22 protein-coding genes and 1 pseudogene are annotated in these 21,219 nt (G+C 65.3%); 18 read left to right on the forward strand and 5 right to left on the reverse strand.

Annotated elements, in window-relative coordinates; all coding sequences use genetic code 11:
- The first annotated feature begins 8 nt into the window (after positions 1-8).
- Positions 9-704, forward strand: a complete 696-nt coding sequence (locus VGN46_RS16295) for a DUF3108 domain-containing protein (protein WP_331645101.1) — start codon at positions 9-11, stop codon at positions 702-704.
- 111 nt (positions 705-815) lie between these two features.
- Here the strand turns inward: VGN46_RS16295 and murA are convergent, their stop codons facing one another.
- The gene (gene murA, locus VGN46_RS16300; protein WP_331645102.1) at positions 816-2,075 is read right to left on the reverse strand and encodes a UDP-N-acetylglucosamine 1-carboxyvinyltransferase; all 1,260 of its coding nucleotides are present in this window, start codon (positions 2,073-2,075) and stop codon (positions 816-818) included.
- 45 nt (positions 2,076-2,120) lie between these two features.
- The gene (locus tag VGN46_RS16305) at positions 2,121-2,360 is read right to left on the reverse strand and encodes a BolA family protein (protein ID WP_331645104.1); all 240 of its coding nucleotides are present in this window, start codon (positions 2,358-2,360) and stop codon (positions 2,121-2,123) included.
- Between the two features lie 175 nt (positions 2,361-2,535).
- Between VGN46_RS16305 and VGN46_RS16310 the strand changes: the two genes are divergently transcribed.
- The 12 genes from VGN46_RS16310 to ptsP all read left to right on the forward strand — a co-directional run bounded on the left by VGN46_RS16310 (position 2,536) and on the right by ptsP (position 12,606).
- The gene (locus VGN46_RS16310) at positions 2,536-3,549 is read left to right on the forward strand and encodes a KpsF/GutQ family sugar-phosphate isomerase (protein WP_331645106.1); all 1,014 of its coding nucleotides are present in this window, start codon (positions 2,536-2,538) and stop codon (positions 3,547-3,549) included.
- A 56-nt stretch (positions 3,550-3,605) separates the two neighbouring features.
- Positions 3,606-4,154 carry an HAD-IIIA family hydrolase gene (locus VGN46_RS16315; RefSeq protein WP_331645108.1) on the forward strand — a complete coding sequence of 183 codons (549 nt, stop codon included), beginning with the start codon at positions 3,606-3,608 and terminating at the stop codon, positions 4,152-4,154.
- Entirely contained in the window at positions 4,151-4,750 is a 600-nt protein-coding gene (lptC, locus tag VGN46_RS16320; RefSeq protein ID WP_331645110.1) for an LPS export ABC transporter periplasmic protein LptC, read from the forward strand. The genes VGN46_RS16315 and lptC overlap by 4 nt, the downstream gene beginning before the upstream one ends.
- Complete coding sequence (gene lptA / locus VGN46_RS16325) at positions 4,713-5,333, forward strand: lipopolysaccharide transport periplasmic protein LptA (RefSeq protein WP_331645112.1); 621 nt, start codon at positions 4,713-4,715, stop codon at positions 5,331-5,333. The genes lptC and lptA overlap by 38 nt, the downstream gene beginning before the upstream one ends.
- 4 nt (positions 5,334-5,337) lie before the next feature.
- Positions 5,338-6,057 (forward strand): LPS export ABC transporter ATP-binding protein, encoded by a 720-nt coding sequence (gene lptB, locus VGN46_RS16330; protein WP_331645115.1) that lies wholly within the window; start codon positions 5,338-5,340, stop codon positions 6,055-6,057.
- 183 nt (positions 6,058-6,240) lie between these two features.
- Positions 6,241-7,722, forward strand: a complete 1,482-nt coding sequence (locus VGN46_RS16335; protein WP_331645117.1) for an RNA polymerase factor sigma-54 — start codon at positions 6,241-6,243, stop codon at positions 7,720-7,722.
- A 118-nt stretch (positions 7,723-7,840) separates the two neighbouring features.
- Positions 7,841-8,188 (forward strand): ribosome hibernation-promoting factor, HPF/YfiA family, encoded by a 348-nt coding sequence (hpf, locus tag VGN46_RS16340; protein WP_331645120.1) that lies wholly within the window; start codon positions 7,841-7,843, stop codon positions 8,186-8,188.
- Positions 8,189-8,269: 81 nt separating this feature from the next.
- Entirely contained in the window at positions 8,270-9,220 is a 951-nt protein-coding gene (hprK, locus tag VGN46_RS16345; RefSeq protein WP_331645122.1) for an HPr(Ser) kinase/phosphatase, read from the forward strand.
- A gap of 5 nt (positions 9,221-9,225) precedes the next feature.
- A complete protein-coding gene (gene rapZ / locus VGN46_RS16350) occupies positions 9,226-10,125 on the forward strand; it encodes an RNase adapter RapZ (protein WP_331645124.1) in 900 nt (299 codons plus the stop codon).
- A 37-nt stretch (positions 10,126-10,162) separates the two neighbouring features.
- Entirely contained in the window at positions 10,163-10,555 is a 393-nt protein-coding gene (locus VGN46_RS16355; protein WP_331645126.1) for a PTS fructose IIA subunit family protein, read from the forward strand.
- A complete protein-coding gene (locus VGN46_RS16360) occupies positions 10,548-10,820 on the forward strand; it encodes an HPr family phosphocarrier protein (RefSeq protein ID WP_331645127.1) in 273 nt (90 codons plus the stop codon). Before VGN46_RS16355 ends, VGN46_RS16360 begins: the two co-directional genes overlap by 8 nt.
- 28 nt (positions 10,821-10,848) lie before the next feature.
- Positions 10,849-12,606 (forward strand): phosphoenolpyruvate--protein phosphotransferase, encoded by a 1,758-nt coding sequence (ptsP, locus tag VGN46_RS16365; RefSeq protein WP_331645130.1) that lies wholly within the window; start codon positions 10,849-10,851, stop codon positions 12,604-12,606.
- Between the two features lie 43 nt (positions 12,607-12,649).
- Here ptsP and VGN46_RS16370 read toward each other — a convergent pair whose 3' ends face one another.
- Entirely contained in the window at positions 12,650-13,081 is a 432-nt protein-coding gene (locus tag VGN46_RS16370) for a hypothetical protein (RefSeq protein WP_331645132.1), read from the reverse strand.
- A 229-nt stretch (positions 13,082-13,310) separates the two neighbouring features.
- Between VGN46_RS16370 and VGN46_RS16375 the strand changes: the two are divergent.
- Positions 13,311-13,973: pseudogene (locus tag VGN46_RS16375) on the forward strand (hypothetical protein); the annotation flags it as partial.
- Positions 13,974-14,026: 53 nt separating this feature from the next.
- On the opposite strand, the gene VGN46_RS16380 reads toward VGN46_RS16375, so the two are convergent.
- Both VGN46_RS16380 and VGN46_RS16385 read right to left on the reverse strand, forming a co-directional pair.
- Positions 14,027-16,498: an acyl-CoA dehydrogenase gene (locus VGN46_RS16380; protein ID WP_331645134.1), complete on the reverse strand. Its 2,472-nt coding sequence runs from the start codon at positions 16,496-16,498 to the stop codon at positions 14,027-14,029.
- Positions 16,499-16,541: 43 nt separating this feature from the next.
- Positions 16,542-17,417 (reverse strand): alpha/beta hydrolase, encoded by an 876-nt coding sequence (locus tag VGN46_RS16385; protein WP_331645137.1) that lies wholly within the window; start codon positions 17,415-17,417, stop codon positions 16,542-16,544.
- 140 nt (positions 17,418-17,557) lie between these two features.
- On the opposite strand from VGN46_RS16385, the gene VGN46_RS16390 reads away from it, so the two are divergent.
- From VGN46_RS16390 to VGN46_RS16405, 4 genes are all read left to right on the forward strand, one after another.
- Positions 17,558-18,145: a helix-turn-helix domain-containing protein gene (locus VGN46_RS16390; protein WP_331645297.1), complete on the forward strand. Its 588-nt coding sequence runs from the start codon at positions 17,558-17,560 to the stop codon at positions 18,143-18,145.
- Positions 18,146-18,241: 96 nt separating this feature from the next.
- On the forward strand, positions 18,242-20,032 hold the full coding sequence (locus VGN46_RS16395; RefSeq protein WP_331645139.1) for a phosphoenolpyruvate carboxykinase (GTP): 1,791 nt from the start codon (positions 18,242-18,244) through the stop codon (positions 20,030-20,032).
- A 192-nt stretch (positions 20,033-20,224) separates the two neighbouring features.
- Positions 20,225-20,782 (forward strand): RNA polymerase sigma factor, encoded by a 558-nt coding sequence (locus tag VGN46_RS16400; RefSeq protein WP_331645299.1) that lies wholly within the window; start codon positions 20,225-20,227, stop codon positions 20,780-20,782.
- The gene (locus VGN46_RS16405) at positions 20,779-21,198 is read left to right on the forward strand and encodes a hypothetical protein (RefSeq protein ID WP_331645141.1); all 420 of its coding nucleotides are present in this window, start codon (positions 20,779-20,781) and stop codon (positions 21,196-21,198) included. The genes VGN46_RS16400 and VGN46_RS16405 overlap by 4 nt, the downstream gene beginning before the upstream one ends.
- Positions 21,199-21,219: the final 21 nt, after the last annotated feature.

The following is a 21,219-nucleotide window of genomic DNA, read 5'->3' on the forward strand; positions in this document are numbered from 1 at the left end:
TCGGCAGCATGAAGACCACCCTCCTCCGCGCCGGCCTTGGCCTGGCCCTCGCCCTGCCTGCCGCCGCGTTCGCCGCGGATGTGCCGCAGTCCTTTACCGCCACGTACAACGTCTCGCAGGGTGGCTCGCCGCTCGGCAATGCCACGCTCACGCTGAAGGCGGCGGGCAATGGCCAGTTCGAATACAGCAACAAGGTGGTGGGTACCTCGGGCCTCGCCGCCGCCATCGGCGCGAGTAGCTCGGAAGTCTCGCAGTTCACGTGGGTCGGCAAGGTACCGCAAGCGGTGTCGTACAAATACGACCTGCAAGCGTTCAAGCCGAAGAGCCGTACGCTGACGGTCAACGGCAACACCGTGCAGGTCCAGGACAACAACAAGTCGTTCTCGTACCCGCTGCAACCCGGCATGATCGATCGCAATACCGTGCCGCTTGCGCTGGGCGTGGCGCTGCACGGTGGCGCGAAAGAAGCCACCTTCCCGGTCGGCGTGAAGCAGGCGATCGAGACGCAGACGTTCAAGGTCGCGGCGAACGAGAAGATCACCGTACCCGCTGGCTCGTTCAATGCGGTGCGCGTAGACCGCACCGACCAGGATCGTGGCTTCAATGCGTGGTATGTGCCCGCGAAGTACCCGGTGCCGGTGAAGCTGGCGCAGAAAGACGGCGGCGACCTGACCCTCGAACTCGTAAAGTTCGAAGGTAAGTAAGCCGAAAAAAAACCGCCACGAAGGCGGGTTTTTCATAACCCTGCAGGAGCGCGCTTGCGCGCGATCAAGGGTGCGGCAAGCACCCATCGCGCGCAAGCGCACTCCTACAGATCAGCCAGGCAGGCGGCGGATGCGGGCGCCTAGCACGCCGAGCTTTTCTTCGATGTTCTCGTAGCCGCGATCGATGTGGTACACGCGGTCGACCGTGGTATCGCCTTCGGCGACCAGGCCGGCGAGAACCAGGCAGGCGGAGGCACGCAGGTCGGTCGCCATGATCGGGGCGCCGCTCATCTTCGGCACCCCGGTGATGATCGCGGTGTTGCCTTCCAGGCGGATATCCGCACCCAGGCGCTGCAGTTCCAGCGCGTGCATGAAGCGGTTCTCGAACACCGTCTCGGTGATCACGCCCACGCCTTCGGCCACGCAGTTCAACGCGGTGAACTGCGCCTGCATATCGGTGGGGAACGCCGGGTACGGGGCGGTCACGAGGTTCACCGCCTTAGGACGGCGACCCTGCATGTCGAGCTCGATCCAGTCCTTGCCCGAACTGATGTGCGCGCCCGCTTCTTCCAGCTTCTGCAGCACCGCATCCAGCGTATCGGCGCGGGCGCCACGCGCACGCACCTTGCCGCCGGTCATCGCGGCACCGACGAGGAAGGTGCCGGTTTCGATGCGATCCGGGAGCACTTCGTAATGCGCACCGTGCAGGCGCTCAACACCCTCCACGATCAGCGTGGAGGTGCCGACGCCATCGATCTTCGCGCCCATCGCCATCAGGCAATGCGCAAGGTCGACCACTTCCGGCTCCTGCGCAGCGTTCTCGATGATCGTGGTGCCCGAGGCGAGCGTCGCTGCCATCAGGATGTTCTCGGTACCGGTGACGGTGACCATATCCATGACGATGCGAGCGCCCTTCAGGCGGCCGGCCTTCGCCTTGATGAAGCCGTTCTCGACGGTGATCTCGGCGCCAAGCGCCTGCAAGCCACGGATGTGCTGGTCGACTGGGCGCGAGCCAATGGCGCAACCGCCCGGCAGCGACACTTCGGCCTTGCCATAGCGGGCGACCAGCGGGCCGAGCACCAGGATCGATGCACGCATGGTGCGGACCAGCTCGTACGGCGCGATGCAGCTGTTTTCCGGGCGCGGGTCGATGTGCATCTTCATGCGGTCATCGAGCACGACGCGCACACCCATGCGGCCAAGCAGTTCAATAAAGGTGGTGACATCGTGCAGGTGCGGCACGTTGCCGATGCTCACCGGCTCATCGGCGAGCAGGCAGGAAGCGAGGATGGGGAGCACGGCGTTCTTCGCGCCGCTGATGCTCACCTCACCGTGAAGCGGCTGGCCGCCGCTGATAAGGATCTTGGCCATGGGTTTCGTAATGCCTTTCGAAGTGCGGAATGCGTTGCGGCGCGATCAGGGGCGGCCGGCAGCTTCTTCCGGGGTAAGGGTCTTGAGGCCGAGCGCGTGGATAGCGCCGCCCATCAGGTCGCCAAGGGTGGCGTAAACAAGTCGGTGGCGGGCGAGCGGCAGCTTGCCGGCGAACTGCGCCGAGACGACTTCGGCTTCGAAATGGACGCCGTCGTCGCCGCGCACGTCCACCCGGGCGCCGGGCAGGCCGGCTTCGATCAATGCCTGGATGCGGGCAGCGTCCATGGATTCTCCGTGGGAAAGGGGTCGTCGCGGCCGGGGTTCCGAAACGGACCCTGAACCACTGCTCGATGGCAGCGACGATAAAATGAGAATATGTAATGGTAATGGAAATCCGGTGTCGCAGAAATGGACATTCCGGGTTGCCCAGGGACAGCCCACAGCCCGGACCCAAGGCCGAATGAACGCCCGCACCGCTCCGCCCACCCGCCCGACGCTCGTGAACGCCGATACCGTCGTGCGCAGCGCGCGCACCGTCATCGCCACCGAAGCGGCCGCTATCCGGGCGCTGGAACCTCGCGTCGATGCCTCATTTGTCCGCGCCTGCCAGATGATCCTGGAGTGCAAGGGCCGGGTCGTCGTCTCCGGCATGGGCAAATCCGGGCATATCGCGCGGAAGATCGCCGCCACCCTCGCCTCGACCGGGACCCCTTCGTTTTTTGTCCACCCGGGCGAGGCCAGCCATGGCGACCTGGGGATGATCCAACCTTCGGATATCGTGCTGGCCATCTCTTACTCGGGTGAAACCGACGAACTGCTGTTCATCCTCCCGGCCATCAAGCGCCAGGGCATCCCGCTGATCGCGATCACCGGCAACCCGAAATCCTCGCTGGCCAGCCAGGCCGAGGTGCACATCGATGGCAACGTGGCCTCCGAGGCCTGCCCGCACGGGCTGGCCCCGACCGCAAGCACCACGGCAGCCCTGGTCCTGGGCGACGCCCTGGCCGTGGCCCTGCTGGATGCCCGCGGCTTCACCTCGGATGACTTCGCCCGCTCGCACCCGGCCGGCAGCCTCGGCCGTCGCCTCCTGCTGCACATCGGCGACGTGATGCATAGCGGCGATGATGTGCCTCGCGTCGGGATCGACGCCACGCTCAGCGAGGCGCTGGTAGAGATGACCCGCAAGCACCTGGGCATGACCGCGGTGATCGACGCCGATGGGCGCCTGGTTGGCGTGTTCACCGATGGCGACCTCCGCCGCGCGCTGGATGACGACGGCGTGGACCTCCGCGGCGCTACCGTGGCCCAGCTCATGACCCGGGGGCCCAAGACCATCGGCTCGGACAAGCTGGCCGTCGAGGCCGCCCAGCTGATGGAAAAGCATGAGATCCACGCCCTGCTGGTGACCGATGCCGATGGCCGCGTGGTGGGTGCCCTGAACATCCACGACCTGCTCCGCGCGCGCGTCGTCTGACGCGCCCCGACGGCGCGCCCCCACCGCGCCGGAACCGCCCCTGTATCCTTCACGCCATGGCCTATACGCATTACACCGAGATTCCCGCCGACGTCGCCGAACGCGCCGCACGCATCCGCGTGGTCGTGTTCGATGTGGATGGCACGCTGACCGACGGGCGGCTCTGGTACGCCGAGGACGGCCGCGAAACCAAGGTTTTTCATGTCCATGACGGCCTGGGCCTGAAGCGGCTCCAGGAAAACGGCATCCACGTGGCGATCATCACCGCGCGGATCAGCCACCCTGTATCGCTGCGCGCCGAGGAGCTCGGCATCCGCCACGTATACCAGGGGCAGAAGGACAAGCGCGCTACCCTGAACGCCCTGCTCGAGGCGCTACACCTGGAGCCAGCGCAGGCTGCCTTCGTCGGTGACGACCTGCCCGACCTGCCCGCCATGGGCATCAGCGGCCTGGCCGTGGCCGTCGCCAACGCCCACCCCTGGGTGGCCGAACGCGCCCACTGGCAGACCCGCCTCGGCGGTGGATATGGCGCCGCGCGCGAAGTAGCCGACATGATCCTGGCCGTGCAAGGCAAGGCGGAAGCCGAGCGGGACCGCTGGCTGTGAGCGCACTAAACCTGCTTAAGGATCGCAGCGCCGCCGGCGTCGCAGGCATCCTGGCCCTCGTGCTGGGGGCCAGCGTGCTGCTTTATTACTGGGTAGCACCGGAGAAGAAGGTCGAGGATTTCATCGGCCCGCCGCGCTCAGGCTATGTGCTGACCAACTTCAACCTGGATTCGTACAACGAGGAAGGCCAGCCGGCCTTCAAGCTCATCGCGCCCCACCTGGAGCGCCGTGAGGGCGACGAATCGCTGTACATCAACGCCCCCAAATTCGTGCTGCCTTCCACGAAGGAAACCAACGTGCCGCCCTGGACGGGCCACTCCCAGTACGGCTGGGTGAACAAGGACGGCACCCTGCTGAAGCTACAAGGCCTGGTGCACATGGACCGCATCGCCTTTGAGACGAACCCGCCGGCCAGTATCGATACCTCCGAGGTCACGGCGTGGCCCAAGGAGAACCGGCTGGAGACCGCCGAGGCGGCCCGGATCGTTCAGGGAACCTCTACAATGAACGGCGTAGGCATGCGCGCCAACCTCGACACCAAGCACCTGGAGCTCCTCGATGCTGTCCACACCACGTACCTGCCACGTAAGCGCTAAGGCACTGCTCGCGGCCTGCGGGGTGGCACTGCTCGCTGCCGCCATGCCGGCCATGGCCAAACAGTCCGACCGCCAGCAGGTCATGGACGTCGTTTCCAAGAGCTTCGATGGCCGCCAGCAGCCACAGGGCATCGCGGTGTACACGACCAATGTCGTCATCACCCAGGGCACGCTCAAGGTGACCGGGGCCAAGGCCACGGTGTACTTCGATGACCAGAACCAGGTCACGCGCGCGGTGATCGATGGTGGCCCGGCGACCGTGCAGCAGCAGGATGACGATGGCAACTGGATGCACGGCCACGCCAAGAACATCGATTACCACAACGATACGGGCATCGCGATCCTCACCGGCGCGGCCCATATCGACCAGCCCACCAAGGGCACGGCCGATGGCGACAAGCTCACCTACAACACCAACGACAGCACGATGACCGGCGAAAGCAACGGCGAAGCCACCGTGCACATGACCTTCCAGCCGAAGACCCAGCCCGGCGCCGCTCCCGCGGCCAAACCGGCTGCGCCAGCGGATACGACGGCCCCGGCCAAGCCGGCCGCCGCGCCCGATACCAAGAAGAAGCCCTGACCCGATGCTTTCAGCCCAAGGCCTGCAGAAGCGATTCCGCGCCCGCCAGGTGGTCCGCGATTTCGCCTTTTCGATCCGCGAAGGTGAAGTGGTCGGCCTGCTTGGCCCCAATGGCGCTGGCAAGACCACCTGCTTCTATATGGTGGTCGGCCTGATCCAGGCCGATGCCGGCCAGATCAAGCTCGACCAGCAGGACATCACCGACCTGCCCATGCACGCGCGCGCGAAACTTGGCATCGGTTACCTGCCGCAGGAAGCCTCGGTATTCCGGCGGCTTAGCGTCTCCGACAACATCCTCGCCGTACTGGAACTGCGTGAAAACATGACGCAGAAACAGCGTGAGGATGAACTCGAAAGCCTGCTCGATGAGCTGAAGATTTCGCACATCGCCGAACAGAAAGGCATCAGCCTTTCCGGCGGCGAGCGTCGCCGCGTGGAGATCGCGCGCGCCCTGGCCGCACGCCCGCGTTACATGCTCCTGGACGAGCCGTTCGCCGGCGTCGACCCCATTTCCGTCGGCGAAATCCAGCGCATCGTCCGCCACCTCAAGGAACGCGGCATCGGCGTGCTGATCACCGATCACAACGTGCGTGAGACCCTGGGTATCTGCGACCGCGCTTACATCCTCAACGACGGCGAAGTCCTGGCGCGCGGCACCCCCCAGCACATCCTGGCGGACGAAAAGGTCCGCGAGGTGTATCTGGGCCGTGAATTCCGGATCTAAGCCTGAGCTGTAGGAGCGCGCTTGCGCGCGATAGGGCTTGCGGCAAGCACCCATCGCGCGCAAGCGCGCTCCTGCAGGTCGTATCGGTACGCGTAATCGGCCAGTGGGCCTATCCGGGGGATGGCTGGTTTAGCGGGGCCGCGAAGGGTTACGATGGGTTCGTAACCCGATCTTGCGAAGGTAATGAAACCCGGACTTCAGTTTCGCCTGCATCAGCAGCTCACGCTGACGCCACAGCTCCAGCAGGCTATTCGCCTGCTTCAGTTGTCGCAGCTGGAGCTTGAGGCCGAACTCCGCCAGATAGCGGAAAGCAACCCGCTGCTCGAGTTCGCGGAGGACGCCGAGTCCGAAGCGGAAGGGGCCGATGAGGATGCCAGCTTCGACGAGGCCATGGAGTTCCGGGCCCGCGACGAGCAGCCGGCCAAGGCCACCCGGGAGGAGGAGTCCACCGCCTCCCCCTCCGAAGACCTGGCCCCCGAGTGGGACGACGATCGTTTCCATGGTGAGGCCGGCGATTACGCTGGCGCGCCCTCGCGTAACGGCGGTGGCGACGAAGAAGGCTTCGAACCCCAGAACGCCGCGCCGGAAAGCCTCCAGCAGCACCTTGAGTGGCAGCTCAACCTCTCCCAGTTCACCCAGCGCGACCACGCGATCGCCGAGGCGATCATCCATGCCCTGGATGAAGATGGTTACCTGCGCGATGGTATCGAGGCGGTGCAGAGCGCCCTACGCGAATTCCCCGCCGGCCTTGACGAGATCGAAGCCGTGCGCAAGCGCGTCCAACGGTTCGATCCCACGGGTATCGCCAGCCTGGACCTGCGCGATTGCCTGTTGTGCCAGCTGAGCCAGTTCTCAGAAGACACGCCGCATCGCCAGTTGGCCATCCGCATCGTCACCGACGAAATCGAACTGCTGGCACGTAACGACACCGGCAAGATCGCCCGGCGCCTGAAAGCAGCGGAAGCCGATGTCGCCGTGGCGGCTTCGCTCATCCGCAGCCTGGATCCGCGCCCCGGCGCCGCCCTCGACGCCACCCCGGTGGAGTACGTGGCCCCCGACGTTTACGCCCGCCGTGAGAACGGCCGCTGGCGGGTCAGCCTGAATCCGGATGCCCAGCCCCGGCTCGGGCTGAACCAGCACTACTGCAACCTGATCGCCCGTGCCCGCGGCGACGATGCGACGTGGATGAAAGGCCAGCTCCAGGAGGCCCGCTGGCTCCTGAAGAGCCTGCAATCGCGCGCCGAGACCCTGACCAAGGTGGCCGAGGTCATCGTCCGCCGGCAGAGCGCCTTCCTTGATTACGGCCCCGAGGCCATGCACCCCCTGGTGCTGCGTGAGGTGGCCGAGGAAGTCGGCATGCACGAATCGACCATTTCCAGGGTGACCACGCGCAAGTACATGCACACGCCGCGCGGTACCTTCGAGCTCAAGCATTTCTTCTCGAGCGGCGTGGCCACGGAAGACGGCGGCAGCGCGTCCGCAACGGCCATCCAGGCCATGCTGCGCAAGCTGATCACGGCGGAGGATCCGCGTCGCCCGCTGTCCGACCAGGCCCTGGCGGAGGAATTCCATCGACGCGGCATTCAGGTCGCCCGACGTACGGTGGCCAAGTACCGGGAAGCGATGCGCATCCCCAGTTCCAGTGAACGCGTGCGCGCCAGCTAGGCACCCACACGGAACCCCAGCGGAGGATCACGGTCCCACGTTTACAGATTCAGGAGCGGCGCCCGCCACTCCCCTCTTGCCGCCCCAGCGGCGGCACCCTCAGCAAGAAGGAGGCGTCATGCAAATCCAGATCAGCGGCCAGCACATCCAGGTCACCCCTGCCCTGCGCGAGCGCGTGGAACAGCAAATCGGCCGCTTCGAACGCCTTTTCGACAACATCACCGCCCTCGACGTCGTGCTATCCGTGGACAAGGCCGAGCATAAGGTCGGAGGTACGCTGCACTGCTCCGGCACCCGGCTACACGCCGAGGGCATCGTCCGCCAGGAGGACGGCACGATTGGCGACGGCATGTACAAAGCGATCGACGCGATGATCGCCAAGCTGGCTGACCAGCTGAAGAAGCACAAGGAAAAGCTCAAGGATCACCACAACGCCGAGGTCCGCGAGGCACGCACCGCGACCTGAAGCCCGCCAGCGGGCCTGTGGCACAATATAAGCAAGCCGGCACCTCCGTGTGCCGGCTTTCTTTTTGACAGGAACCCCCGCGTGGATCGGCTCACCGCCAGACAACTGTTCGACGGCGTCCATGAACGGATGGCCCTGCGCTGGGTCGCAGGCATGCGTGGCGAAGCCCGTGTCCTGGAGCCCAACGCCAAGTCCAGCCGCCGCCCCTCGCTGGTCGGGTACCTCAACGTGATCTACCCGAACAAGGTGCAGATCATCGGGACCGAGGAGCTGAACTACCTTGACGGCCTCGATTCGCGCCAGCGTTGGGAGGCCATCCACAAGGTCGCCGCCTATCAGCCCGCCGCGCTGATCGTCACCAAGGACCAGGCGATCCCGCCCGACCTGCGTGAAGTCGCTGAGGAAACCGATACCCCGCTCTGGCAAAGCACCAAGCGCGGCCACGAGCTGCTCACCTACCTGCAATACCACCTGGCACGCACGCTTGCCCCGCGGGTCACCCTGCACGGCGTCTTCCTGGAGGTGTTTTCGATCGGTGTGCTGATTACCGGCGATCCCGGCTCCGGCAAGAGCGAACTTGCCCTGGAACTGATCAGCCGCGGCCACCGCCTGGTTGCCGACGATGCCACCGAGTTCACCCTGATCGCGCCGGATGTCATTGATGGCGCGTGCCCGGAGCTGCTGCAGGACCTGCTCGAAGTGCGCGGCCTGGGCGTGCTCAACATCCGCGAGATGTTCGGCCATACGGCGGTCAAACCGTCCAAGTACCTTCGCCTGGTGATCCACCTGAAACCGATGAAGGATGGCGAGGAGACCGATGCCATGACCCGCCTCACCGGTGATGTCAGCCGGCGCAACGTGCTCGACGTGGATGTGCCCAAGATCACGATCCCCGTGGCCCCCGGCCGCAACCTCGCGGTGCTTGTGGAAGCCGCGGTGCGCAACCATGTACTGAAGAGCAAGGGCATCGATCCCGCCCAGACCTTCATCGACCGCCAGGCGCACCAGATGCGCCGCTTCTCCCCGTGGTGAACCCGGTGAACGACGAGCTCCTCAACAGCCCCATCATCGAAGCCGACGCCATCCACCTGGTCGTCCTCACCGGCATGTCCGGTGGTGGCAAGACCGTGGCATTGCGCGCGCTGGAAGACCTGGAGTTCTACTGCGTCGACAACATGCCGGCGGAACTCATCCCGCAGCTGGTCGCCGCGGTCAGCCAGGGCGAGCACGGCCCGCGCCGGCGTATCGCCGTGGGCGTGGATGTGCGCAACCGACGCTCCGACCTGGAACGCATGCCACACGTGCTCTCAGAGCTCTCCAGCGCCGGCGTCCACGTGCACCTGATCTTCCTGGACAGCCGCGACGACGTCCTGATCAAGCGCTATTCCGAGACGCGCCGCCGCCACCCGCTGGCCGCCGAGCGCCGCTCCCTGGCCGATTCGATCGCCGAGGAACGCCGGCTGCTGCGCCCGCTGGTCTCGATCGCAGAAAAGGTGATCGACACCTCCGAGCTCAACGTCCACCAGTTGCGCCGTCTGTTCGCCACCGGCTATGCCGCCGCCAGCGATGGCACCACGCTGTTGTTCGAATCATTCGCCTATCGTCGCGGCCTGCCTTCGGATGCGGACTTCGTGTTCGACGCCCGCTGCCTGCCTAACCCGCACTGGGACCCGCGGCTGCGCCCGTTCTCGGGCAAGGACCAGCCCGTACGCGAATACCTCGACGCGCAGCCCATCGTGGGCGAATACTATGCCGACGTGGCGCGCTGGCTGGATACCTGGCTGCCTCGCTTCGAGGGCGAAGACCGCAGCTATGTCACGGTCTCCATCGGTTGCACGGGCGGTCGCCACCGCTCGGTCTACCTGGTAGAGCGCCTTGCCCGGCATTTCCGCGAAGGACGCGGCAACGTACTGACTTTCCATCGCGAGCTCGAATGAGCACCCAGACTCTCCCAATCCACCCGAGGCGCCTGCCATGACTGTTGGCGTGCTCCTGATGACGCACGAGGCCGTGGGCCAGGCACTGGTTTCGGCCGCGCGCCATGTCATGCCCAAGCTGCCGCTCACGGTGGATGCCGTGGAGGTGCCGCCCGGCGCCGATCCCGACATCATGCGTTCGCTCACCGCAAAGCATGCGCGCGAACTCGATACCGGCGATGGCGTACTGGTGCTGGCCGACCTCTATGGCGCCACGCCCTGCAACATCGGCCTTTCGCTGGGCGCACTAGGCGTGAAGCTGCGCTGCGTCTCCGGCCTGAACCTGCCGATGCTGCTGCGCGTCCTCAACTATTCTGAAAAATCGCTGTCCGAGCTGGCGGAAGTTGCCGCCACCGGGGGCCGCGGAGGGATCTTCATCGATCATGCTTGAACAGGAAATCACGGTATCCAACCGGCTCGGGCTGCATGCCCGCGCATCAGCGAAGCTCGTCCAGCTGGTCTCCAGTTTCAAAGGCACCCGGGTCGACCTGCTCAGCAAGGGTCGCGAAGTGAACGCGCAAAGCATCATGGGGGTCATGATGCTGGCGGCGGGCATGGGTAGCGTCCTTACCGTACGGGCCGATGGCGAACGGGAAGCCGACGCACTCGCCGCTGTCATCGCCTTGTTCAACAACAAATTCGACGAAGGGCAGTAAGCATGGGCGCCAGGGGGGCGACAGACGCATGAGGTACCAGCTGACCGGCACCGCCGCATCCCGGGGCATGGCCCTCGGACGGGCGCGTCTGGTCCAGCCCAGCCTGTACACCGCCGACATGCGCATGCTCGAGGATGCCGAAGTCGGCCCCGAGCTCGATCGTCTGCACAAGGCGCTGGACCACGCCCGCGCTGAGCTGCGCGAACTGCGCAGCAAGCTGCACGGCGCGCTGGCCAGGGAAGTCGGCGACTTCATCGACGCGCATAGCCTGCTGCTCGATGACGAGGAACTGCTCCGTGGCCTCGACGAACTGGTCTCGGTCGGCCACTACACCGCCAGTGCCGCGCTGAAGATGCAGCGCGACCGCCTGGCAGCGGTGTTCGACGCCATGAACGATCCCTACCTGAAGAGCCGTGGCGAAGATATCGACCAGGTGATCGGCCGGGTCATGTCCGCCCTCTTCCAGCAATCCAGCCGCGAGGAGCGCAAGCTCGCTGCGCGCGTAGGCGAGATCATCGTCAGCGACACGATCGCGCCCGCCGACATGGCCAGCCTGGGTGGCCAGGGCATGCTTGGCGTCGTCGCCAGCGCCGGCAGCGTGTATTCGCACAGTGCCATCCTCGCCCGCAGCTTCAACCTGCCGATGCTGGTGGGTACGAAGGATGCGCTCGCGACCATCAACGACGATGACCTGGTGTTGATCGATGCCGAACACGGCGAGGTCATCGTCCACCCGACTGCGCAGGACCTCGCCCGCTACCGCCAGTGGCAGCGCCAGGCCGCCGCCGAAGGCCGCCGCCTCGCCGCGCTAGCCTCCGCCCGCACGCTCACCCGCGATGGCGCCCACGTGCGCCTGTTCGCCAACGCGGAGCTGGCTGGCGACGTGACGCTGGCGCGCGCACGCGGTGCCGATGGCGTGGGCCTGTACCGTTCCGAGTTCCTGTTCCTGCGCCAGCGCGGTTTGCCCAGCGAAGAAGAACAGTTCGTCGCCTACCGTGATGTCGTCCTCGGTATGGGCGGTCTGCCAGTCACGATTCGCACGCTCGACCTCGGAGCCGACAAGGCCGATGCGGCGGGACTCGCCATTCGCGGCGAAGACAACCCGGCACTGGGTGTGCGTGGCATCCGCCTCTCCCTTCGTTACCCCGATATCTTCCTGGTCCAGCTGCGCGCGATCCTACGCGCCGCCTGCTACGGGCCGGTACGCGTGCTCGTGCCGATGGTCACGCACCTCGGCGAACTCACCGAAGTCCGCCGCCTGATCAAGAAAGCCCGCGAGCAGTTGTCGCTGGAAGGCCAGGAGCTGCCCGAACGGCTCGATATCGGCGCCATGATCGAAGTACCTGCCGCCGCGATCGGCGTCACCTCGATCCTGCAGAAAGCCGACTTCCTCGCCATCGGCACCAACGACCTCGCCCAGTACACGCTGGCCGCCGACCGTAACAACGATGCACTCGAAGGCATCTACGACCCGTTGCAGCCAGCGTTCCTGCGCCTGATCGCTCACGTCATCGCCGCCGCACGCCGCGCGAAAAAGCCGATCAGCCTCTGCGGCGAAATCGCCGGCGACACCCAGTTCACCGCGCTGCTGTTGGCGATGGGCCTCGAAGAATTCTCGATGCACCCCGGCCAGCTACTCCAGGTCCGCGACCGCCTCACCGAACTCGACTGCGGCGCGTTGCGCCGTGCCGCACCCCGTCTGTTCCGCTCGCATACCCGCGATGAAGTGGAAGAACGCCTTCTTGCGGTGGTCGCGAAACAAGAAGGCTGCGCGGGCGCGGCGTAAGCCATCGGCTCGGCGCGTGAGCGCATCGCGCGCAAGCGCGCTCCTACAGAAGATCTGTGAATGCTCTTGTAGGAGCGCGCTTGCGCGCGATCGCCGACGACCGAGTCTCACGACCCGTGCAAATAGCCTGAAAGATCACAGCATTTCCGAACCCGAAGATCGCGCCGTAGGCGGTATCCGTCCATGCAAGGGCGGCCATGCCAGCCACGGCGCCGTAGGAGCATACCGTTGTCCAGCGCAGTGCATGGCGCCGGTGCAACCAAAGCGCAAAGGGAAGGCCGAGCACCATGGTAAGGATCGCCGAGATGACCCAGACGAGGGCGAACAGCAGGACGAACAGATAGACCCCACCGTTCGGTGTGCCTGGAAACAACGCGGTGAAGTAGGCCAAAGCCATCACTGGCGCCGTGAACGAACACACCACGGCGGCGTGGAAGAGATCTCGTTCGCCATCGAGGTCGTTGGATTCGGGCATGGCCGGAACGGTACACGACAGGTGCAGTGTTCGATCTGGCAGGTTGTGGCGAGATAGGGGCGTTGCGGTGTCGCGTTCAGGGGCGTCGCGCGCAGTGGCAGCCTAAGCACCAGTTACGCTACCCTCCGGCAGCCTCAAGGCGCCATGGCGCCCCTGCCGTGGATCACAGGAACAGGGAATTTCATGAAGAACGTTCTTTTTTTGCGTAGCAACCGGAGCGGTCGCGACCCTCGCGGCACCGTGCTCGTTCGCCCAGGAAACCGGCTGGTTCGTCGCCCTCGGGGGCGCCCATACCAGCATGGAACGTAGCAGCTTCCTTACGCCGGCTCGTCAACGACTCGACCCTTTATCTATTAGCGATAGCGACGATCGCAGCGATCGTGCCTTCGATGCCCGGTTCGGCTATCGGTGGACGCTGACGGATACTTTAGCGCTTGGCGTGGAAGGCGGCTACGCCGATCTAGGCAAGGGCACGGCCACCTCCGACGGGAGCCTGGTGCTTGGATACACCGGCTACTACGCTGGCTTTCACGCGGATCGAGCGCAGAAGACCAAGGCTATCCTCGTAGGTGCCAATGCGCGCTGGCATCTGTCGGAACGCTGGTCCCTTGCTGCCCATGCGGGCGTGGCCCGTTACAAGACCAGCTTTGACTACACGTCCGTTTATTCTGTGCTAGGCGTCGCCGAGCCGACAGCGTACGGCAGCTACTCCCATCGCAACAACGATTACTACGTTGGTCTGTCGCTTGGCTTCGATGTATTGAGCAACCTGACGGCATCGGTAAGCTACGATCAATACCGTCCCGAGTCGTATTCGGACGAGGGAGAGCACAAGAAGTATGAGAGCGATCGCATCCGCGCGACCGGCATCAACCTCGAATACCGCTTCTAAAAAAAGGGCCGGCAATTAGCCGGCCCTTCTTTCACTCAGTCATCGAAGGCGAATTACGCCGCCCGCGATGCCTCGATCTTCTCCGCCTTGGCAGCAACACCCGCCTTCAGCTCATCGCTATCGAAGTCATCCACCGAGATGAACTCAGCCACTTCATCGCGCACACGCTGCAGCAGCGCACGTTCGGCGGCGGTGATGGCGCCGAGCTTTTCAGCTTCCGCCAGCTGCTCGTTGTAGGTGTGCGAGTGGAGCTGGCCACCCTTGAACGCCTTGAGGAACTTGCGCTCGACCGGCTCGGCCGCGATCACATCCGGGAGGAGCGCGTTCATGCGACCCACGGTGTTGTTCGCGGTCGGGGTGAGGTAGGTCCACGAGGTCAGGCGATCGCGGGCTTCGCTCGGCGCGGTGATCAGCGCAGCGACACGACGACCCAGACGATCCGACGGCGGCACTTCGCGGCGGCCAAACGGGAACACCAGCGCACGCAGCAACCAGGCCACCGGACGCACCGGGAAGTTACGGATCACGCCATCCAGCGCCATCTGCATGCGCCACACGCATTCGTGGAACGCCCAGGCCAGCAGCGGACGATCCGCTTCCGGACGGCCGGTATCCTCGTAACGCTTCAGCATGGCGCTGGCGATATAAAGGAACGACAGCGTATCGCCAAGGCGGGCCGAGAGCTTTTCCTTGAACTTCAGCTTGCCACCCAGCACGCCCATCGAGACGTCCGCGCACAGCGCCAGTGCCGCCGAATAGCGGTTGAGCTTGCGGTAGTAGCGACGGGTGTAGGCATCGCCCGGGGCATCACCGATGCGCGCCGACGTGATACCCAGCACGAAGCTACGCACCGCATTGGAGAAGCCAAAACCGATGTGACCAAACAGCGCGTTGTCGAAGGTCTTCAGGCGCTCGCGGTAATCCGAGATGTTCAGCGCCTGCATTTCCTTCAGCACGTACGGGTGGCAGCGGATCGCACCCTGGCCGAAGATCATCAGGCTGCGCGTCATGATGTTCGCGCCCTCCACCGTGATCGCGATCGGCACGCTCTGCCAGCCGCGGCCCATGTAGTTCTTCGGGCCGAGGATCACGCCCTTGCCGCCGTGCACATCCATCGCATCGGAAGCGATCTGGCGGCACCACTCGGTGGCGTGGTACTTCGCGATCGCCGACGGCACCGCCGGCTTCTCACCGCGATCCACCGCGGCAGCCGTGGCACGCGAGAGCGACTGCATCGCATAGGTAAGGCCACCGATGCGCGAGAGCGCTTCTTCCACGCCCTCAAACCGGCCGATGGCCAGGCCGAACTGCTTGCGCATACGGGCATAAGCGCCCGTAGCGGCGACGGCCATGCGCGAAGCACCCGTCGCGTTCGACGGCAGCGAGATCGCGCGGCCGACGGAGAGGCATTCGACCAGCATGCGCCAACCCTGCCCCGCCATGTGCGGGCCGCCGATCAGCACGGACAGCGGAACGAACATGTCCTTGGCGTGGATCGGGCCGTTCTGGAACGGCGTGTTGAGCGGGAAATGGCGACGGCCGATTTCCATCCCCGGGGTTTCGCGCGGCAGCAGGGCCAGCGTGATGCCCAGGTCTTCCTTGTCACCCAGCAGCTTGTCCGGGTCATACATGCGGAAGGCCAGGCCAACGATCGTGGCGACCGGGGCCAGGGTGATGTAGCGCTTGTCGAAGGTCAGGCGGATGCCGACGGTCTCTTCGCCGTTCCACATGCCCTTGGTGACGATGCCGAAGTCCGGGATCGAGGTCGCATCCGAGCCGGCATACGGGCCGGTCAGGGCGAAGCAGGGAACCTCACGGCCATCGGCCAGGCGCGGCAGGAAGTGGTTCTTCTGCTCATCGCTGCCGTAGTGCATCAGCAGCTCGCCTGGTCCAAGCGAGTTGGGCACGGCCACCGTGGAAGCCAGCGTCTGCGACATGCTGCTCAGCTTCTGCAGCACGGCCGAATGGGCCAGCGCGGAGAAGCCAAGGCCACCGTAGCTCTTCGGGATGATCATGCCGAAGAACTTGTTCTTCTTGATGAAGTCCCAGACCTCCGGCGGCAGGTCGGCCAGCTCGTGGGTGATTTTCCAGTCATCGACCATGCCGCAGAGTTCTTCGACGGGGCCGTCAAGGAAGGCCTGTTCTTCCACCGACAGTTCCGGCTTCGGCTGCTTCAGCAGCTCCGACCACTTCGGCATGCCCGAGAACAGCTCGCCTTCAAAACCGACAGTGCCAGCCTCAAGCGCGGTCTGCTCGGTTTCGGAGAGCTTCGGCGTGACCTTCGCGAACATGGAGAGCAGCGGTGCGCTGATCTTCTTGCGGCGGAAATCGACCATGAGCAGCGGCCCGGCGACGAGCGCGAGCAGCACCAGCAGGATGACGGTCGTCACTGGCGCGCCGGCGAGGAAGCCGACGATGAGTGTCGTGACCGCCGTGGCGATAACCCACGTCTTCAGGGACGTGCGGTGGTAAGCACATGCACCAGAGGCAATCAGTGCCGCCAGTACAACCAGGATCGCAGACATGGATATCACCTCGTAACGTCGTCGTGTTCTTAAGGGGTGTGGCTTAAAGCGTATGCAGGAACGCTGCGATTTCGCGCGTGAACGCGTCGTTCGCATCGCCGGCCACCATGTGCGTGGCATCGGCAAGCGATACGTGGCGCGCATGGGGGACCAGGCGGAGGAATTCTTCTACGGTATGGCTGGAGACGACATCGCTGCGCGCCCCGGAAAGCAGTAACACGGGAACCTGCACCCTGGCCGCGGCGGCGAACAGGCGCGGCTGGTAGCGCTCGCTTTCTTCCACCAGGCCATCGAGCAGGGCCGGATCCCAATGCCAGCGAAGGCGACCATCATCGCCCTGGCGCAGCAAGGGCTTGAGCTGGCCTTCGGTCTTCCGCTCGCGACGCTGCGGCAGATACGCCTCGATCGCCGAGGCGGCCTCGTCGTAGCTGGCGAAACCGTTGGGGTGAGCGCGCATGAACCCGAGGATACGGTCCACGCCACGGGTTTCCCATCGCGGCGTGATATCGACCAGGATCAAGGCCGAGAACGGGCATTCGCCCACGGCCTCGCCTGCGGCGACAAGCGCCAGAAGACCGCCCATCGAAGCGCCGACCACCACCGGGCGCGGCCCAGCGGCCGGCGTGGCGGCATCGGCCATGGCGACCAGGTCCGCGACGAACTGCTCCATGTGGTAGTCGCCACGTGGCACCCGCTCGCTCTCGCCGTGCCCCCGGGCATCGAAGGTCACCGCCGGGAAACCCTGGGCTGCAAGCGCCCGGGCGCTACCTGACCACGCGTTACGGGTCTGCCCGAAGCCATGCGCGAACAGCAAGGTCGGCTGGCGCCCGCCTTCCCAGCGCTCGCCGGACAAGAGAATCCCGTCCAACGCGGTAAGGCGGAGGGGCGAAGAAAGTACCGTGGTGAGCTCGACAACCATACGGCCGAGTATGTGGGTGCGCGGACGCCGCGTCAATACGGCTGCGTACGGTCATGTAACGCACGGAAAGTCAAGGTCTTACGCAACACGTACGGTACCGGATGGATTGCAAACAGGCACTTTCCCGCTACCATGCGGCGATGAACGATGCCAAGAATGAACGAGTCCGCCTTTCCGCCGAAGATTGGGAGGACGGCGCCCTGGCCTTGATCGCCGAGCAGGGCGTGGGCGCGCTGGCCGTAGAGGCCCTCGCCCGCCGCCTCGGCGTGACCAAGGGCAGCTTCTACTGGCACTTCCGCACACGTGAGGCCTTGTTGCAGGCATCGCTTGAACGCTGGGAAGAATACGGTGAACGCGAAGTACTGGCCGAGATCGAGCGCATAGCCGATCCGCGCAAGCGCCTGCCGGAACTGTTCCGCCGTGTGGCCCATGAGCTGCAGCCGCACCGGGTTTATGCGGCCCTGCTTAAGGCGCTGGATCATCCGCAGGTCGTGCCGGTCATGGCGCGCGTGTCGCAGCGGCGCATGGATTTCCTGACCCGGATGTATCAAGAGGCCGGGCTCGATTCGGTCGTCGCGCTGCATCGCGCGCGACTTACGTATGCCGCCTACGTTGGCTTCCTGCAGCTGAACTTCACACTAGGCCTGCCACGCCTCTCGCACGATGAATTCGATGCGTACGTGGAGCACGTCATCACCACGCTGACGCCAGCCAAACCCGAGGAATGACCTGAACGGCGCCGCAAATTTGCTGCGCCGTGCCTTGTAAATACCACGAACCGCAAACTACTGTCTCCACAGGCAATTACGTGGAGACCACACCGGATGGGTTCGCAAGGCAGTTCGTTGGAAGCATTGAATCGATGGGTTGACGAAGTCACCCAGCTGACGGAGCCCGCCTCCGTCGTATGGTGTGACGGGTCCGCCGGGGAGTACGGCCGCCTCGTCGAAACCATGCTCGCCAGCGGTGATCTTCTCCCGCTCAACGAGAAGACCAATCCACGCAGCTACCTGCACCGCTCGCATCCCTCGGATGTGGCACGCGTGGAGCACCTCACGATCGTATCGACGCCGGAGGAAGAAGACGCCGGCCCGAATAACCACTGGATGGCGCCTGCGGACGCCCACGCGAAGATCGATGCGCTTTTCGCGGGCGCGATGCGTGGCCGCACCATGTACGTGATCCCGTATTGCATGGGTCCTATCGATTCGCCGATCGCCCGTTGTGGCGTCGAGATCACCGATAGCCCCTATGTCGTCGCCAACATGCGGATCATGACCCGCATGGGCGCGCCGGCGCTCAAGCGTATCGAGCGCGAAGGCCGCTTCGTGAAGGGCCTGCATTCCACCGGCGACCTCGATCCGAACCGTCGCTTCATCATGCACTTCCCGGAAGAGCTCTCGATCAAGTCGATCGGCTCGGGCTACGGCGGCAACGCCCTGCTCGGCAAGAAGTGCCATGCGCTGCGCATCGCCAGCCACCAGGCGCGCAAGGAAGGCTGGCTCGCCGAACACATGCTGATCGTCGGCATCGAGAACCCGAAGGGCGAGAAGCATTACATCGCCGCCGCGTTTCCTTCCGCTTGCGGCAAGACCAACCTCGCCATGCTCATCCCCACCGAAGGCTATCGCAAGGCCGGCTGGAAGGTCTGGACCGTCGGCGACGATATCTGCTGGATGACCCCGGGCGACGATGGCCGCTTGTGGGCGATCAATCCGGAGGCCGGCTACTTCGGCGTAGCACCGGGCACGGGTGCGAACACCAACCCCGCCGCCCTGGCCACCCTTGGCCACGATGCGATTTTCACCAATACCGCCATCACCGCCGATGCCCGCCCCTGGTGGGAAGGTCTGGGCGAAGGCGAGCCGGTCTTCGACTGGCAAGGTCGCCCGTTCGATGCGGCCAACGGCCCTGCCGCGCATCCGAACTCGCGCTTCACCGTGTCGGCGAAACAGTGTCCGAGCTGGGCACCGGAGTCGGAAGACGCCAGCGGCGTACCCATCTCGGCCATCGTCTTTGGTGGCCGCCGTCCGTCACTCGTCCCGCTGGTGTTTGAAGCGAAAGACTGGGCGCATGGCGTGCTGGTAGGCGCGGCCATGGGCTCGGAAACCACGGCGGCGGCCACGGGTGCCGTGGGCGTCCTGCGCCGCGACTCCATGGCGATGAAGCCGTTCTGCGGCTACAACTTCGCCGACTACTTCGCCCATTGGCTGTCGTTCGACAAGCCGGGCGCGAAGCTGCCGCGCATCTTCCACGTCAACTGGTTCCGCAAGGATGCCGACGGGCGCTTCATGTGGCCTGGCTACGGCGAGAACCTGCGCGTGCTCGACTGGATGATCCAGCGCGTGGAAGGCCTGGCTGAGGGTGAGGAGACCCCCATCGGCATCGTGCCGGCGAAGGGTGAGCTCAACACCGAGGGCCTGGGCATGGCGGCAGCCACCGTCGACGAGCTGCTCCACGTGGATGTGGACGGCTGGGTCGAGGAGCTCAACGCCATCGGGACCTATCTGGACGGCTTCGGCGCCCGTATGCCCGAACGCCTGAAGGCCGAGCGCGCCCGCGTGAGCAAGGCGCTCGAAGTGGCCGTGGAACGCCGGGCCGAGCGAGTCGCCTAAGCCCTAACCCCTGTAGGAGCGCGCTTGCGCGCGATGGACCGTGCCGCAAGCACCCATCGCGCGCAAGCGCGCTCCTACCAAGGGGCTGGCGCAGCCGGGGTGGGGGCGTCGCGACACGGATTAAACCGTTTCGCCCTTGTCGGCATCCAAGCTGGCAAGATGAACGCCCTATGCCTCGCCGCCACTTCCTTCATGCAGCCTGAGCTGCCCGCTGCCGCGACGTCGGATGACGACACCGTGCGCGCGGCGATGGCCGGCGACCGTAAGGCCTTTGAGATCCTCTACCGCCGCCACGCCGATCGCGTGTACGGCGCCGTGCTCCGCCTCGCCGCGTTTGACCACGCCCGGGCGGAGGACCTGACCCAGGAAGCCTTCATCCGCGCCTGGCAAAAGCTGGAAAGCTTCCGTTTCGAGAGCGCGTTCGGCACCTGGGTCTACCGCCTCGCGGTGAACGTCGCGCTGATGTCCATACGCGCCCGCAACGCCGATCCCGTCAGCATCGTCGACGACGAACATCTGCCCGACATCACCGACCCCGATCATCCGCTGCGCGCCATCGAGCGCGACGAACTGGAAAGAGCCATTGCGGGCTTACCCCCGCGGGCACGTGCCGTCCTCGTCCTGCACGACGTGGAAGGCTGGAAACACGAGGAAATCGCCGCCGAGCTCTCCATGGCGGTCGGCTCCTCCAAAGCACAGTTGCACCGTGCGCGCGGCCTGCTCCGCCGCGTGCTGGGAGAAAGGTCATGAACGAACTCGATTACCTGCGCCAGATGCGCTCGCTCAACCGCCCCACCGCGCCCCGGCGCGACTTGTGGGGTGGCATCGAAGCCCGGCTGGATGAAACGCCTGCTGTCGCGACCTCGCGACACCGCCGCGCGCAGCCGTGGCTGATGGCCGCTGCCATCGCCGCCGTCGCCGTCCTCAGCGGCGGCATCGGCTTGCACCTCGCGCCGGGTGGCAGCGATGCCGTGGCGGAAGCCCATACGAACTGGAAGCCTGCCGACCCGCGCCTCACCGGCGCCGCGGTCGAACTGGATGCCGCGCGCATGGAACTCACCCAGGCCATCCAGGATTCCCCGCAGTCGCCCGCCCTCCAGCGGCTACTGCAGAAAACCGAACGCCAGCGCGATCGCCTGCGTAATTTTGACAAGCAGGCCGGCTAAAACCGCGACAACCGCCAGGAT

The sequence above is a fragment of the Luteibacter sp. genome (genome assembly GCF_036500425.1).
In the GTDB taxonomy this organism is placed as follows: Bacteria; Pseudomonadota; Gammaproteobacteria; order Xanthomonadales; family Rhodanobacteraceae; genus Luteibacter.